Below are 14,923 nucleotides of genomic sequence, written 5' to 3'. Positions count from 1 at the left end.
CATCGACATCAGCAAATCCTGAAGTCAAACATAAGACGGGCCCTGACTAAAGGAGTTTTTTGCCTTCGGGACGGGATTTCCTATTGACTTCCGAGTCGATGGCGCCAGGAGCTAGACACTAAACCTATATCCTCTTTTCTTTCGTACTTATCCATTCTCTAAAACTTATAGTTGAAACTTCCCAAAGGGGGTTTCTATCATCCCCCACTTAAACTTCTTCGAATACTCTAAGTTTTAAAGTGGGGGATTTACTGCACGTTAATGCGGGATAAACATTGAAAATGCAGACTATATTCTTCCATCAACATTAGTTTCTACAAAAATTCAGAAATAATAATCCGTATATTTTTCCATTTATATGAAATCTACTAAATAACGAAAATAAACGTAAATTGTAGAAAGAAGAAGCGAGACAACCACGACCGGTATGCCTATCTTTAGGAACTCAATAAAATTTACTTGTTCCTTGGCTTTAGCCGCTAATCCAGCTACTACGAGATTTGAGGATGACCCTAACAAGGTTCCATTCCCACCTAAACATGCGCCTAATGCTAATGACCACCATAAGGGATCCAAGTTAGTCATCCCATAGTCCTGGAACTCAAATATGACTGGAATCATCGCTGCTACAAATGGAATATTATCGACGAAGCCTGACAATAAGCCTGTTAGCCATAGCACCAGTAGGGCCGTTTTGGGTAGATCACCTTCTGTATAATAAAGTATTCCTCGTGCCATTTCATCAATTATTCCAACTTCCTCTAAACCACCAACAAGTAAAAATAAACCTATAAAGAAGAATAATGTACCCCAATCAACTTGTTTAAATACATCATCTGGCTTGTATTGCTCATGTGTTAACAATAATAGTAATAGCGCCCCTGCCATCGCCACACTAGTTAGGTCTACATGTAGGAAAGGGTGCAAAATAAATCCCACTACAGTAAGTAATAAAACACCAACAGACTTATAGAGAACTTGATCTTTTTTCAAATAGGATATGGCTTCAATATCTTTTAAGCGTTTTTGATTTGTGGGTGTTACATGAAGCTTATTCCAATAAAGAAGTGCTAAACCACCTATAATGACGATAAAAATAAGTAACACAATTGGTGACAAGTTGAATAAAAAAGCATTAAACGTTAAATGCTCGACCGCTTGCCCTATCATTATATTAGGTGGGTCGCCTATCAGTGTGGCAGTACCACCAATATTCGAAGATAGGATGATTGCAATTAAAAAAGGTACAGCAGGGACCTCAAGAATTCTCACCAATGTTAAAATGATTGGCACTAAAAGCAGAACCGTTGTTACATTTGCTAAAAAGGCTGAACCTATTGCGGTTAACAACGACACCACAAATAACAATGGAATACCCTTACCTTTTACAAGCTTGGCAACGACAATTGCGACAAATTCAAACACACCTGTTTGACTAGTAATTGTTACAATAATCATCATCGAAAATAATAATGTAATCGTACTCCAATCTATGTATTCTAAAAATGCTGAGTCAATATCATATATCCCAACAAGTAACATCATAACTCCACCAATACAAGCTATTAGTGCACGATCAAGTTTTTCCGTCATGATGACAAGATAGCTAATAATAAAAATCAATAGTGCAAGAACTATTGTCATGTATATTGGTCTCCTTCCACCCACTTTGTCCCGCGATTTTGCATAAACCTCTTTACATCATATGATGGTAGTCCCAAAAAATATTTCTATTCTAATTTTTTTTGGACATGAATATGCTCGTACTAAGGCTAGTTCTATTTGTAAGAACTAAACGAATAAAGAGTTGCATAAGTAACTATCAAACTTATAAAGCTAACACACTTCTGTCAACTCAATTTATTTAAGTAGGGGGAATGATCAAATTGAAAAACATGGGTATCGCTATGGTTTATGGAGTGTTGGCAACATTTATTGTAATACTTGGTTCCAGTCTAATATTTTCACTATTATTGAGGTTTACGTCAATGCAGGAATCTTCTTTAACATGGGTTATTTTAATCATATCTTTTCTAGCACTTTTCGTTGGGGGCTTTGTTTCTGGAGGAAAAGGTAAAGAAAAAGGGTGGCTAATGGGAGGCGCAACTGGAATCTTATATATACTAGTTGTTTTTTTGTTTCAATATCTTGGCTACGATACTACTTTCTCAACCGAACAATTATTCTATAATCTAGGATTTCTCGGAACAGCTATCTTGGGAGGGATAATTGGTGTTAATATGACAACACCTTCAAGGGCATAATAATTAAGAAAAGCGCAGGGCGCCCGCCTTTCGGCGACAAGCATAAGACGAGCCCTGACTGAAGGCGTTTTTTGCCTTCGGGAAGGGATTGGCTTATGACCTCGAGCCGATGGCGCCCGGAGCTAGACACTAAAACTAGGTACAAACTTTTATACTTTCTTATCTTTTAAAAAAAGAGCCTTCCAAAGTCGGAATGCTCTTTTCTTGATTAATCGTTTTTCACTTCACGTACCGCTTGACGATCGTATGTAAGTCTTGCTCCGTCGCCTGCTTTTAGAACTATCTTGTCCTCATCAATACCGTCAACAATACCATGTAGTCCACCAACAGTGACAATTTTATCACCTTTTTTAAGATCTGACTGCATTTGTCGTGTTGCTTTTTGACGCTTTTGTTGTGGACGAATTAACAAAAAGTAAAAAATTGCAAACATTAATACTAATGGCCCAACCGTTCCTAATAAATCCATTCTGTTCACCCCTTTCAATAATTCATATGCAGCTAGAAGTTTTTTGCATTCGGTTTATTAAAACCATAGCGCTCAAAGAATTCTTCACGGAAATCACCAAGTCGATCTTCCTGAATTGCTTGTCTAACCTGCTCCATTAATTTTAACAGAAAATGAAGGTTATGATAAGTCGTTAATCTAATTCCAAACGTTTCTTCGCATTTTATTAGGTGACGAATATAAGCACGACTATAGTTTCGGCAAGTATAACAATCACAATTTTCATCAATTGGACGATAATCCCTTGCATATTTAGCATTTTTAACAACTAATCTTCCTTCGCTAGTCATTAGTGTACCATTGCGTGCAATCCTGGTTGGTAATACACAATCAAACATATCTATCCCTCGAATCGCACCATCGATAAGCGAATCAGGTGAACCAACACCCATTAAATATCTTGGTTTATTCGTAGGTAATAAAGGTGTAGTGAAGTCCAACACTCGGTTCATCACATCTTTTGGTTCACCAACAGATAATCCTCCAATAGCATAGCCCGGGAAGTCTAAAGATACCAAATCCTTAGCACTTTGCTTACGTAGCTCCTCATATTCCCCGCCCTGAACAATTCCAAATAATCCTTGATCCCCAGTTCGTTTATGAGCTTCTAAACACCTTTGGGCCCAGCGACTCGTACGTTCCACCGATTTTTTCATATAATCATATTCTGCTGGAAAAGGTGGACACTCATCAAATGCCATCATGATATCTGAGCCAAGTGAATTTTGAATTTGCATTGCTTTTTCTGGTGATAAAAATAATTTATCGCCATTTAAGTGGTTGCGAAAATGAACTCCTTCTTCTTTGATCTCGCGAAATTCACTTAAACTAAACACTTGAAAGCCACCTGAGTCTGTTAGAATGGCGCGGTCCCAATTCATAAATTTATGCAAACCTCCTGCTTCTTCAACAATATCATGTCCTGGACGAAGCCATAAATGATACGTATTACTTAAAATAATCCCAGCACCCATTTCCTTCAGATCTTCAGGTGACATTGTTTTTACTGTTGCTAGCGTTCCAACAGGCATAAAAACAGGAGTATCAAATGATCCATGTGGTGTATGAACCTTTCCAAGTCTTGCTCCAGTTTGTTTACATGTTTTAATTAATTCATATCGAATTGCTGTCAATTGCTATATTCTCCCTTCAACTCTCCGGTTATCCTTGCTCTTAGTTTCTAAAGTACTTTATTACAATATAAAGACACATATCCAGCTGGAATACCTTAGCGTGAGCTGCCCTTACACGATAAGCATAGCATCACCGAAACTAAAAAAGCGGTATCGTTCTTTCACTGCCTGCCCATAAGCATTTATCACATTTTCTCTTCCCGCAAGTGCGCTTACTAACATCACTAATGTTGATTTTGGCAGATGAAAGTTTGTGATTAATCCATCAATTGCTTTATACTCATAACCTGGAAAAATAAAGATGCTTGTCCAGCCACTTGATTCAACAAATTTCCCATGCTCATTTATAATTGTTTCAAGCGTTCTCGTTGAAGTAGTCCCAACCGAGATTATTCGTCCACCAGATTTTTTCACATCATTTAATAAATGTGCTGTCCCTTTTGTCATTTGATAGAACTCCGCGTGCATATCGTGTTCATCTATTGATTCAACACTTACTGGTCGAAACGTTCCTAGTCCCACATGCAATGTTATAAATGCTATATGTACACCTTTTGCTTTAATTTCCTCTAATAAACCCTCCGTAAAGTGTAATCCAGCTGTTGGAGCAGCCGCCGATCCCCGTTCTCGGGCAAACACCGTTTGATAACGTTCCTTATCATCAAGCTGCTCTTTTATGTATGGTGGCAGCGGCATTTCACCTAATGAATCCAACACTTCATAAAATATACCTTTATATTGAAAGGTAAGTGTTCTTCCACCATGATCACTAATTCCTGTACAAATAGCTTTTAAACGTCCATCACCAAATGATATAACACTACCCGTTTTGATCCTTTTTGCTGGCTTAATAAGTGTTTCCCATGTATCTTCTTTTTCTTGTTTTAAAAGTAAAACCTCAACTTTTGCACCAGTATCTTCCTTTTCGCCGTATAATCGGGCAGGCAAGACCCGAGTGTCATTTAAAACAAGACAATCACCTTCCTGTAAATAGGAAAGAATTGCTCTAAAGGTCTCATGCTGCAACTTACCCGTCTTCTTATCAAGAACGAGTAACCTCGAGGCCTCCCTATCCTCTAAAGGAGTCTGGGCAATTAGGTCCTCTGGTAAATGAAAATCAAATAAATCTACCTTCATCATTATCACCTATTTCCTTCTTCTCATCTAAATCGTCCCATCACGTAAAAAATAAATGAAAGGACTACACTTACTACTATTGAAGTTACGATTGGAAAGTAAAATGTTGTGTTTCCCTTCTTAACTACGATATCACCAGGCAGTTTGCCAATGAACTGCCATATCATACCAATAATCAATAATACGATACCCACGATCATTAACATTTTACCCAATGTGTCCTCACTCCTTAGGAATTTCCATTTGAAAGTGTCTGTATACTAAATCTGTCACGACTCTACCTCGAGGCGTTCTTTGTAAAAAGCCTATTTGTAATAAGTATGGTTCGTAAACATCTTCAATTGTAAGGGATTCTTCACCAATGGTAGCGGCAATTGTATCTAGTCCTACTGGGCCACCACGAAACTTTTCAATGATACCTTTAAGTAATTTATGGTCAATATGATCCAATCCTAAACTATCCACTTGAAGGAGTTCCAACGCTTTATTACACAGATCAAGTGTGATAATTCCATTGCCACGTACTTGTGCAAAATCCCTTACCCTACGTAATAATCGGTTTGCGATCCTTGGTGTACCCCGGGAGCGTCTCGCTATTTCTATCGCAGCATTAGAATCAATTTGAACATTTAAGATTTCCGCCGTTCGTTCCACAATATTTGTTAGTTGAACTTCATTGTAGTATTCAAGTCTACTTAACACCCCAAACCGGTCTCGTAGAGGGGCTGAAAGCGAACCTGCTCTCGTTGTTGCACCTACAAGCGTAAATGGAGGTAAATCTAGCCGAACAGACCTTGCTGTTTCACCTTTACCAATAACGATGTCCAAACAAAAATCCTCCATCGCGGGATATAAGACTTCTTCAACAGATCGATGCAGACGGTGAATTTCATCAATAAACAAAACATCTCCTGGTTCTAATGCAGTTAATACAGCTGCAAGATCTCCAGGTCGCTCAATAGCTGGACCAGATGTTGTTCTAATATTTACACCCATTTCATTTGCAATAATGGTTGCTAATGTTGTTTTCCCCAATCCGGGAGGACCATATAATAATACGTGATCTAATGTTTCCTGTCTCATTATTGCTGCTTCAATAAAAATGGAAAGATTTAATTTCACTTTATCTTGTCCTATGTATTGCTGTAACGTTTGTGGGCGTAAACTCTGTTCAAGTGACGAGTCGTCAATATCCGCTTCACTGGAGACAATTCGTTCTTCCATTAGTATTTAAACCCCCCTGCTATTTTAAAAGCTTTTGTAATGCTTTTTTTATATATTGGTCAGTTGTCATTGTTTCTTGCAATAACTCAGGGATGATTTTTTTGATTTCCCGCTCTGCATAGCCTAGTACTTTTAACGCTTCAATTGCTTCGTCTAACGCAACAGAGGATGAAGGATCAGCAAGAGTGTTGTCATTTGGATTAAACAAATCATGCTGTATATTTGGTACTAAATCATGAAGTTTTCCCTTTAAATCAAGAATCATTTGGCGAGCTGTTTTTTTACCAACACCAGGAAACTTAACTAAAAACTTTTCATCTTCATGTTCAATCGCTCTAACTACTTGCCCTGGTTGTCCTGATGCTAGAATAGCTAAACCACCCTTTGGACCTATTCCAGACACATTAAGAAGTTTGACAAATAAAGCACGTTCCTCACGTGTTTGAAATCCGTAAAGGGCTAATGTATCTTCACGAACATAATGATATGTATAGATCGTAATGAGTTGGTCATCACTTTTATTAAATGCGAACGGATTTGGGGCAAATACTTGGTATCCAATACCATTATTTTCGACAACGATATATTCTGGATTTATGTAATTAATATAGCCTTTAATAAATTCAATCAAATAGCTTCTCTCCTCTTTCTATCTGTAACCCATTTTATCATATTGGATTTAGAAACATGAAGAAAATCTACTTGTTTTTTAGAGGGTGGCGATAATACCTTTTTCATCCAAAAGTTAAGGTAACCAGCATTTCGTTTTATTGATAAAATTAAAAGAAAGACTAGCGTATTGAACTAGTCTTTACTCGTTTTGCTTATAGGTGTTGCAGAAAAGGTTTTAAAGGTCTCGATTATATTTACATAATGATCTTTTGAATCAACTCTTATGCCTTCCTTTAACTGGTTGTGTTGGTGACTTTCTAGTTTCTCAATATCTATTTGAAAGAAGGATTGTATAACCTTTGTCGATTTATCTGGTTTACCTTCAAAGATGGATAGCACCCCATCATCAGTAATACCAAAATATCCGTTTGACTTTAATAAAGGTGATATATCATCTATTTTTTGTTGAAAAACAACTTGTTCTTCATCTTGGTGAACAAGTTGCCAGTTCTCATACTGTGCCCAAAAATCTTCCATGGACCAAATTGTCTCTTCAACAATTTCTTCACTTACTTCTCCATCCATATATTGTCGTTCTAAAATTACGGTAACAGTTAACGGACCGTTCACTTCATGTACTTTGTCTGAAGCAGCCAATAATGCATTAATCTCTGCTCCATTGTTATTTGATTCTGAAAATGAAATGTTTGACAACGAAATAGGTAATAAGATTATGGCAGTCCAAATCGTAACACGATTAATTAGTTTTTTCATTATTCCCTCACCTCTTGCTTATATTTCCAGCAACTCACTAAATAGTGTGACCCAAAATTAGCAGAGTTATCCAAATAAATTAAAGAAAACTCTCCGAGTAGCGTTCCGAAAGGACAAAGCACTTATTCGTTTTTAGAATTTATAAATTCTGATTAGCTTAAAAAGGGTCAGCCCAAGTTTGGACCGACCACTTTGTTTAACTGTTATTATTATTTGTAAAGGGACGACGAATAGTATCGCCAATATTCTCAAACAAATCATTCATATCTGTGTTTATTGTATCTCTACTGTTACCTTCTCGGATATCATTATCAAGGTTTCTCACTCGGCTGAATGTTGCTTCATCTGTTACTACATTTATATTTTTACCTTTAGCAAGTGTTTGTACAACGTTTCGAACTTCATCTTTAACATTTTTATCGTTCTTATCGTCGGTATCAACAGCAACAATGATATTATTTCCCATAACCACTGCACGAACATCATCGACATTTTTTACCTGTTCTGCACGGTCTGTTATACGTCTGACAAGGTCACCATCATAATTGTTAGTGTAGCCTGTAGAATTTCTTCGGTCATTATTGTCATTTACATGACCATGATAATTAGCATCTCCACGGCTAAATCGATTATTATCTCTTTTGGCGCCATTGCCGTCCATTAAGTTTCTATCACGGTTTAAAATAGTATTGTTTCTACCGTTGTTATTATTATCTCTGTTAAAGATCCCGGAATTATTGTTATTATCTTTGTTTAGGGTTCCAAACCGATTATTGTCGTTTCGGTTGTTATTATTATCTCTATTTAAGGTTCCATAACGCGTATTATTGTTACCGTTATTGTTTCCATTTCGGTCAAACATCTCTGTTAAAGGACCATCATTATCATCTAGAGTGTAGGCATTTCCGTTTTGGTCACCTACGCCACGATTATTATTTTCATTTGAATAATAACCGATTGGTCTAGCGTTATCTGCGTTTCGTGTACCCATAGCTCCTTCGTCGGTATTACACGCAACCAGACCACCTAACATTAATGCTGTCGCTGATAATGTAAGAATTTTTTTCCTCAATGGAAATACCCCCTTATTTAGCCTCGTGAACATCAACATTTCCGACGTTCAAATATAGGTTGGCATTTAAGCGGGTATAATATATCTGTAAACTTTCGGTAGTTTCGTGAACACCTACCTTTATTTTTTCATCAATTAATATTTGGGTGGTGCAGTTGCTAAGCTACGTTTATGATGAGATCTTTCATGCAGCTTTTCAATTATTTGTTTATCATGATTTGGCACTTCGTCGCCCTTTAGGTATTTATCAATCATGTTATAGGTTGTTCCCATCTCATTTTCGTCTGTTTGACCTTCCCATAAGCCAGCACTTGGTGGTTTTGTGATTATATCTTGCGGTACACCTAGTACCTTTGCCATTTCTCTTACTTCACCTTTTGTAAAATGAACAAGTGGGACTAAGTCAACGCCACCATCACCATATTTGGTGAAATAGCCTGTATGCCATTCGGCAGCATTATCTGTACCTACCACAAGGTAACCATAATTATTTGCAACAGCATATAATGTGGTCATCCTAAGTCTTGCTCTAGTATTAGCATCTCCTAGTTTAGCTGTTTCTTTATTCCAATCTCCGCTTTTTTTAAGTTGACTCTCTATTTCAGAAAAAAGAGTCTGATGGGTTGCTGTTAGGTCTATTTCATGATGACTTATGCCGGATGCTTCAATTACTTTCAAAGCATCAACTTTATCATTTTCACTACTTTTACAAGGCAGTACTAGTCCTAACGAAGAATCTGGAAATGCCTTTTTTATTAAATATGTAACGACTGCGGAGTCAATACCACCACTTACCCCAACGATAGCTCCTTTTAACCCAGCACCTTCGACCTCTCCTTTAATCCAATTAACCAGCTTTGAAATTTTTTCTTCCATGGCTATTACTTCCTTTCATGAATTCCTTTTGTTTATAGTAGCATATCTTTTAACTGGTCAACAATTTAAGCAGTGAATTACTAAATTTATTAAAAAGTAAAAGAGACGACTTAGGTAAAAAATCGTCTCTTCGTATTTTAATCGTCGAAATCATCTTCATCAAAATCTGGCATTGCAAACATCGGGTTGTATGGTTGATTAAATGGCATTTGTTGATAAGGGTTTACACCAACTGGCGCTCCTCCAGGACCTCCGTATCCGAATGGATGAACTGCTCCCCCTGGGGCTTGTGGGAATCCAGGCTGCACTCCATATTGCTGAGCTGGTGCTCCTCCGTAGCCTTGGTGTGATGTTCCATATGGCTGAGTTGGTACACCTCCGTAGCCTTGATATGGTGTTCCGTATGGCTGAGTTGGTACACCAAAACCTTGCTGTGGTGCTCCAAATTGTTGACCTGGTACACCAAAACCTTGCTGCGGTGCTCCAAACTGCTGACCTGGTACACCAAAACCTTGCTGCGGTGCTCCAAACTGTTGACCTGGTACACCAAAACCTTGCTGTGGTGCTCCAAACTGCTGACCTGGTACACCAAAACCTTGCTGTGGTGCTCCAAACTGCTGACCTGGCACTCCAGGTCCTTGCTGTGGTGCTCCATATTGATAACCAGGAACTCCAAAGCCTGCTTGTGGAACTCCGAATGGTTGCGCTGGTCCAGGAAAACCTTGTTGTGGAAATACTCCAGCATCATTTGGTAGTCCTTGCGGGAATTGATCCTCATCAAACATTTCTGGACTTCCACCTTGTGGGTACGATGACTGTGGATAACCACCAAAACCTCCTAACCCAGCATTTGGATATGGCATTACCGGCTGTCCTCCACCCATTCCGTGTGGTAAATTGGGCATTTCTGGTGGTAATTCATCCTCGGCATCATCAAACATTTCTGGATTCGCTGCCTGCTGGTATCCTGGTACTGGGTATCCTCCATAAGGATGCATTTGTGCCCCTTGATATGGAAATGGAGGAGTAGGTGGTGGGCATGCAAACGGACCCAAACCAGATCCTGGTAAAACAGGTGAAATAGGTACACAAGGATACTCTGCCAGCTGTGGCTGTGGAGGAGTATAAGGTATTTGCTGAGGTGCCTCTGGCATCTCTTCTTGAACTCCGGCTACTTCAGGCTCTTCTTCTTTTTCAGGTGCCATCATACCTGGTAAAATGTTTGTAGGTGCTGGTGGTACTTGTGGAATTTGTGGCATTGACATTTGCATTAAGTTGTAATTATTAATATCTATTTCAACCGGCTGCATTGGTTTAGGCATTTTTGGAATATATGGACCTACCTTCTTTTGCTCTTTAATTGGTGCTACTTCTTCAACTACTGGTATTGGCGGTGGTGTGATATCAGCATATGGATGTTCAACTTTCTTCTTTACTTCTTTTGGTGCAACAATTGGCGCTTCTTTTTTAACACTTTCTTTAACCATCCCGACATTTTTCTGAACTTCTTTTTTCACAGGTACATTTCCGGTTGGAACTTTTATTTTCATACCTGGCATAATCATGTCCGGATTACTTAGTTGTGTGTTCATGTGTTTTAACTCTTCAAAGTTTACACCATATTTTTTAGCAATGTTCCAAAGAGTATCCCCTTTTTGCACAACATGGATTTTCACTTATAGTTCCCCTCCTGTACATAAGTCTTTACATACTATGTGACGGTAGGCAAATTGCCACTATGCTTCATCACAACTTATGCGTTTTTTGGAAGTAATATGAGTAAAAAGAGCGTCAGGGCTTATAGAAAGCTAGAAAAAAATTTTTTTACAAGTTATAATTCCCAAAAAATAACACACTTAGGATTACCATTACTTTTCTATAAGTTTGACTAACCTTCACATACATGTGTGAAGATCGTCTTTGTACAAAGTATAAACTTTTGTACCTAGTTTAAGTGTCCGGACAGGGCACCATCAGTCCGAGGTCATAAGACGATCACTTTAAGAAGGAAAAACTAACATTTTAAAGAGACCGACCGTTTTAAGCTTTACTTGCACCAGATGTGGTGATGTCGATGATCACTACAGGGATTTACTCAATGTGCCTCGGAAGCTGGTGTCTTAACGCTTTACTTACTTATCTATGCCCTTGTAAGCATCCGTTTGAGAGCTAGAACTGCACCCTTGGCAATTGTCTCATTGACTGAAATTTGATTAATAATTTCTCCTCTTTTCAGTGATTCAAGTACCCATAAAAGATGAGGTAAATCAATTCTATTCATTGTTAGACAGGGACACATATGGGGGTTAAGTGACACTATTTCTTTATCTGAATGATTTTCTATCAGACGATTGACAAGATTCATTTCCGTTCCAATTGCCCACTTACTGCCATTTGGAGCATTCTCGATTGTTTCGATAATATATTTTGTAGACCCAACATAATCAGCTAAGGCAACAACCTCTCTGCTACATTCTGGGTGAACAATAATGTTCATACTCGGTTTGTTTTTTTTAATTTCATTTACATTTTCAACAGTAAAATTTTCATGAACAGAACAATGACCTTTCCATAGGATAACTTTTACGTCTTGAAGATTACCAACATATTCAATCTGATCGGAAGTAGGATTCCACACAGCCATTTTCTCTAAGGGGACTCCTATTTCAAAAGCAGTATTCCTACCTAAATGCTGATCAGGTAAAAATAAGATCCGCTCTTTTTGTGTAAATGCCCATTTAAGCATTTTTTTTGCGTTTGAAGAAGTTACTGTTGCTCCACCATTTTCACCAACAAAAGCCTTAATTGCAGCTGTTGAATTTACATATGTAATAGGAATGATCCGATCAAACTGCATACCTCCGTCTATTAACTTTTTTATAGAAGGAGGGCCATTTTCTACAAGGACCTTTGTAGCAGTTGGATCATTATGGTTACAGCCGGCATTCAAAGTATCCTTGAAATGGTTATACCAATGATCAGAGGAACTAATAGATACCGCGATACCTCCTTGTGAGAGCATGGAATTACTTTTATCATTTTTTGACTTTGTAAGAATAACCACATTTTTAAATGCAGTAATTTTGTCAGCTAGCATTAGTGCTGAAATACCACTGCCAACAATGATTACATCTCTATCTTCACAAGGCATCTTGTCACCTCTTCATTACTACTGTCTTGACAACTATATTTACACATATTTAAAATAATAACAAGCTATTTTTATTTATATGTATGTTCAAATCAGTTACTATCAAGGTATACAATGGTATTAAGCTTTTTGAAAGGGTGTTAGACCATGATTTATTTAGATTATGCCGCAACCACGCCAATGCGAGATGAGGCATTGCAAGTGTATAGTGACGTTGCGAAAAAAATGTATGGAAATCCAAGTAGCTTACATGACATTGGTACAAAGGCTAAAAACCTTCTTGAGGGTTGCCGTGAAGAATTGGCTTTATTACTTAATGCTGATACAAAGGGGATCTATTTTACAAGTGGTGGTTCTGATGCCAACATCCTCGCCATTCAATCGTTAATTAGCGCTAATAGAAAAAGAGGTAACCAAATAATAACGACTCAATTAGAACACTCTTCCATTTTAAATCTTTGTAAAAGACTTGAAGGTGATGGGTATATCGTTACTTATTTACACGTTAACTCACATGGTGAGGTTGATTTAGATGAACTAGAAAACGCCATTACAGATCAAACAATTTTAGCTTCTATCCATCATGTCAATTCAGAAATAGGTGTGATTCAGCCCTTAAAGCAAATTAGTGCTATTCTAAAAAAGCATAACATTATCTTTCATAGTGACTGTGTACAATCCTTTGGTAAACTTCCATTAGATGTAATTGACATAGGCGTTGATAGTATTTCAATATCTAGTCATAAAATATATGGCCCCAAAGGTGTTGGAGCTGTTTACATCAATCCTATTGTAAAATGGCAAGGACAATTTCCATTCACTACACATGAAGGTGGATTTCGTCCTGGAACTGTGAATGTACCAGGCATTTCTGGTTTTGTAACTGCTGCACAACTGATATATAATGAAATGACCTCTGAACAAAGTCGTATACTTGAGCTTAGGAAGCGACTCATAGATGGTGTTGAAAATTTAAATTATCCGTTTGAAATGTTGAATGATTCTTTTAAACAGCTACCTAATATTCTAGGACTACTATTAATAGGCATTGAAGGGCAATATACCATGTTAGAATGTAATCGCTACGGCATTGCAATATCTACTGGTAGTGCATGTCAAGTCGGGCAACAGACACCCTCTAAGACTATGCTTGCAATTGGCAAATCACCAGAAAATGCTAAACAATTTATTCGGTTATCATTCGGAAAATATACAACTACTGATGATATCGATAAAACAATAGATGTGTTTAAAAATTTACTAGAAAATAAAAAGTAGGGAGGGAGTGGGAAAATGAAGGATGAAAAAAAAATCCTAGGTGAGAGTCGACGAGATTTAATTCTTGAATGGCTTAAGGATACGAGAGAACCTATGACTGGTAGTGAATTGGCTGCAAAGACAAATGTTAGTAGACAAGTAATTGTTCAAGATATTTCACTTCTCAAAGCAAGAAATGAGCCAATTTTAGCGACAAGTCAAGGCTACATCTACTTAAACACCGAATCGACTAGCGATACTTTTGAACGTGTAGTAGCTTGTTATCATACTCCTGGTCAAACAATTGATGAGCTTACAATGATTGTTGACCATGGAGTTACAGTAAAGGATGTGAGGATTGAGCATCCCGTATACGGGGATTTAACTGCATCAATCATGGTAAGTAGCCGAAAAGAAGTTGATACGTTTATGACTAAAATTAAAGAAACGAAATCTTCTTATCTGTCGGAACTTACAGATGGTACACACCTACATACCCTTGAAGCAAATTCAACCGCGAAACTAGATGCAGCTTGTCAATCATTAAAAAAGGCTGGCTTTTTATTGGAGTAACAATAAGAAAAGCGAAAGGCGCGCCCGCCTATCGGCGACAAGCATAAGACAAGCCGGCTGGAAGGTTGTTCTTTACCTTCCGGACGGATTGGCTTATGACCTCGAGTCGATGGCGCCCGGAGCTAGACACTAAAACTTGGTACAAATTTTTATACTTTCTTATCTTTTAAGAAAAGCGCAGGGCGCCCGCCTTTCGGCGACAAGCATAAGACGAGCCCTGACTGAAGGCGTTTTTTGCTTTCGGGAAGGGATTGGCTTATACCATAGAGCCGATGGCGCCCGGAGCTGGACGTAGATAGACAAAGACTCGAAGTTATACACAACCTTACAATTTTATAAATT

The 14,923-nt window shown here is 37.9% G+C and carries 14 protein-coding genes and 2 pseudogenes; 3 read left to right on the top strand and 13 right to left on the bottom strand.

Translation table 11 applies throughout. From position 1 onward, the window contains the following. Positions 1-354: 354 nt before the first annotated feature. Positions 355-1,644, bottom strand: a complete 1,290-nt coding sequence (locus tag PY093_RS08725) for an ArsB/NhaD family transporter (RefSeq protein ID WP_275645502.1) — start codon at positions 1,642-1,644, stop codon at positions 355-357. Between the two features lie 233 nt (positions 1,645-1,877). Here PY093_RS08725 and PY093_RS08720 point away from each other — a divergent pair, with 233 nt between their 5' ends. Continuing rightward, a complete protein-coding gene (locus tag PY093_RS08720; protein ID WP_275645501.1) occupies positions 1,878-2,264 on the top strand; it encodes a TIGR04086 family membrane protein in 387 nt (128 codons plus the stop codon). Positions 2,265-2,472: 208 nt separating this feature from the next. On the opposite strand, the gene yajC is transcribed toward PY093_RS08720, so the two are convergent. From yajC to PY093_RS21290, 12 genes and pseudogenes are all read right to left on the bottom strand, one after another. Next, the gene (yajC, locus tag PY093_RS08715; protein WP_275645500.1) at positions 2,473-2,733 is read right to left on the bottom strand and encodes a preprotein translocase subunit YajC; all 261 of its coding nucleotides are present in this window, start codon (positions 2,731-2,733) and stop codon (positions 2,473-2,475) included. 32 nt (positions 2,734-2,765) lie between these two features. Then, complete coding sequence (gene tgt / locus PY093_RS08710) at positions 2,766-3,905, bottom strand: tRNA guanosine(34) transglycosylase Tgt (RefSeq protein ID WP_275645499.1); 1,140 nt, start codon at positions 3,903-3,905, stop codon at positions 2,766-2,768. Positions 3,906-4,016: 111 nt separating this feature from the next. Then, on the bottom strand, positions 4,017-5,042 hold the full coding sequence (queA, locus tag PY093_RS08705; protein WP_275645534.1) for a tRNA preQ1(34) S-adenosylmethionine ribosyltransferase-isomerase QueA: 1,026 nt from the start codon (positions 5,040-5,042) through the stop codon (positions 4,017-4,019). Between the two features lie 23 nt (positions 5,043-5,065). Continuing rightward, positions 5,066-5,248 carry a DUF2905 domain-containing protein gene (locus tag PY093_RS08700; RefSeq protein WP_275645533.1) on the bottom strand — a complete coding sequence of 61 codons (183 nt, stop codon included), beginning with the start codon at positions 5,246-5,248 and terminating at the stop codon, positions 5,066-5,068. 16 nt (positions 5,249-5,264) lie between these two features. Continuing rightward, positions 5,265-6,266, bottom strand: a complete 1,002-nt coding sequence (gene ruvB / locus PY093_RS08695; protein ID WP_275645498.1) for a Holliday junction branch migration DNA helicase RuvB — start codon at positions 6,264-6,266, stop codon at positions 5,265-5,267. 19 nt (positions 6,267-6,285) lie between these two features. Further along, positions 6,286-6,897, bottom strand: coding sequence for a Holliday junction branch migration protein RuvA (gene ruvA / locus PY093_RS08690; protein ID WP_275645497.1), 612 nt, complete (start codon positions 6,895-6,897; stop codon positions 6,286-6,288). A gap of 173 nt (positions 6,898-7,070) precedes the next feature. Continuing rightward, positions 7,071-7,652 (bottom strand): intercompartmental signaling factor BofC, encoded by a 582-nt coding sequence (locus PY093_RS08685; RefSeq protein WP_275645496.1) that lies wholly within the window; start codon positions 7,650-7,652, stop codon positions 7,071-7,073. A gap of 196 nt (positions 7,653-7,848) precedes the next feature. After that, positions 7,849-8,724 carry a YhcN/YlaJ family sporulation lipoprotein gene (locus PY093_RS08680; RefSeq protein WP_275645495.1) on the bottom strand — a complete coding sequence of 292 codons (876 nt, stop codon included), beginning with the start codon at positions 8,722-8,724 and terminating at the stop codon, positions 7,849-7,851. A 135-nt stretch (positions 8,725-8,859) separates the two neighbouring features. Then, complete coding sequence (nadE, locus tag PY093_RS08675; RefSeq protein WP_275645494.1) at positions 8,860-9,600, bottom strand: NAD(+) synthase; 741 nt, start codon at positions 9,598-9,600, stop codon at positions 8,860-8,862. Positions 9,601-9,737: 137 nt separating this feature from the next. Continuing rightward, positions 9,738-11,276, bottom strand: a complete 1,539-nt coding sequence (safA, locus tag PY093_RS08670; RefSeq protein ID WP_275645493.1) for a SafA/ExsA family spore coat assembly protein — start codon at positions 11,274-11,276, stop codon at positions 9,738-9,740. 464 nt (positions 11,277-11,740) lie between these two features. Next, a pseudogene (locus tag PY093_RS08665) lies at positions 11,741-12,448 on the bottom strand (quinolinate synthase); the annotation flags it as partial. Positions 12,449-12,454: 6 nt separating this feature from the next. After that, a pseudogene (locus tag PY093_RS21290) lies at positions 12,455-12,751 on the bottom strand (FAD-binding protein); the annotation flags it as partial. Between the two features lie 147 nt (positions 12,752-12,898). Between PY093_RS21290 and PY093_RS08660 the strand changes: the two are divergent. Next, on the top strand, positions 12,899-14,029 hold the full coding sequence (locus PY093_RS08660) for an IscS subfamily cysteine desulfurase (protein ID WP_275645491.1): 1,131 nt from the start codon (positions 12,899-12,901) through the stop codon (positions 14,027-14,029). Positions 14,030-14,044: 15 nt separating this feature from the next. Then, the gene (locus PY093_RS08655) at positions 14,045-14,581 is read left to right on the top strand and encodes a transcription repressor NadR (protein WP_275645490.1); all 537 of its coding nucleotides are present in this window, start codon (positions 14,045-14,047) and stop codon (positions 14,579-14,581) included. Positions 14,582-14,923 lie beyond the last annotated feature (342 nt).

Source organism: Cytobacillus sp. S13-E01, assembly GCF_029193815.1.
Classification (GTDB): Bacteria; Bacillota; Bacilli; order Bacillales; family Bacillaceae_L; genus Bacillus_BV.
The sequence above is the reverse complement of the archived record's forward strand: the minus strand, read 5'-3'. Positions and strand labels throughout refer to the sequence as shown.

Excerpts from the sequence above, each read along its gene's own strand:
- PY093_RS08725 (WP_275645502.1), bottom strand. The coding sequence starts at position 1,644 with ATGACAATAGTTCTTGCACTATTGATTTTTATTATTAGCTATCTTGTC.
- PY093_RS08720 (WP_275645501.1), top strand. The coding sequence starts at position 1,878 with ATGATCAAATTGAAAAACATGGGTATCGCTATGGTTTATGGAGTGTTG.
- yajC (WP_275645500.1), bottom strand. The coding sequence starts at position 2,733 with ATGGATTTATTAGGAACGGTTGGGCCATTAGTATTAATGTTTGCAATT.
- queA (WP_275645534.1), bottom strand. The coding sequence starts at position 5,042 with ATGAAGGTAGATTTATTTGATTTTCATTTACCAGAGGACCTAATTGCC.
- PY093_RS08700 (WP_275645533.1), bottom strand. The coding sequence starts at position 5,248 with ATGTTAATGATCGTGGGTATCGTATTATTGATTATTGGTATGATATGG.
- ruvB (WP_275645498.1), bottom strand. The coding sequence starts at position 6,266 with ATGGAAGAACGAATTGTCTCCAGTGAAGCGGATATTGACGACTCGTCA.
- PY093_RS08685 (WP_275645496.1), bottom strand. The coding sequence starts at position 7,652 with ATGAAAAAACTAATTAATCGTGTTACGATTTGGACTGCCATAATCTTA.
- nadE (WP_275645494.1), bottom strand. The coding sequence starts at position 9,600 with ATGGAAGAAAAAATTTCAAAGCTGGTTAATTGGATTAAAGGAGAGGTC.
- PY093_RS08660 (WP_275645491.1), top strand. The coding sequence starts at position 12,899 with ATGATTTATTTAGATTATGCCGCAACCACGCCAATGCGAGATGAGGCA.
- PY093_RS08655 (WP_275645490.1), top strand. The coding sequence starts at position 14,045 with ATGAAGGATGAAAAAAAAATCCTAGGTGAGAGTCGACGAGATTTAATT.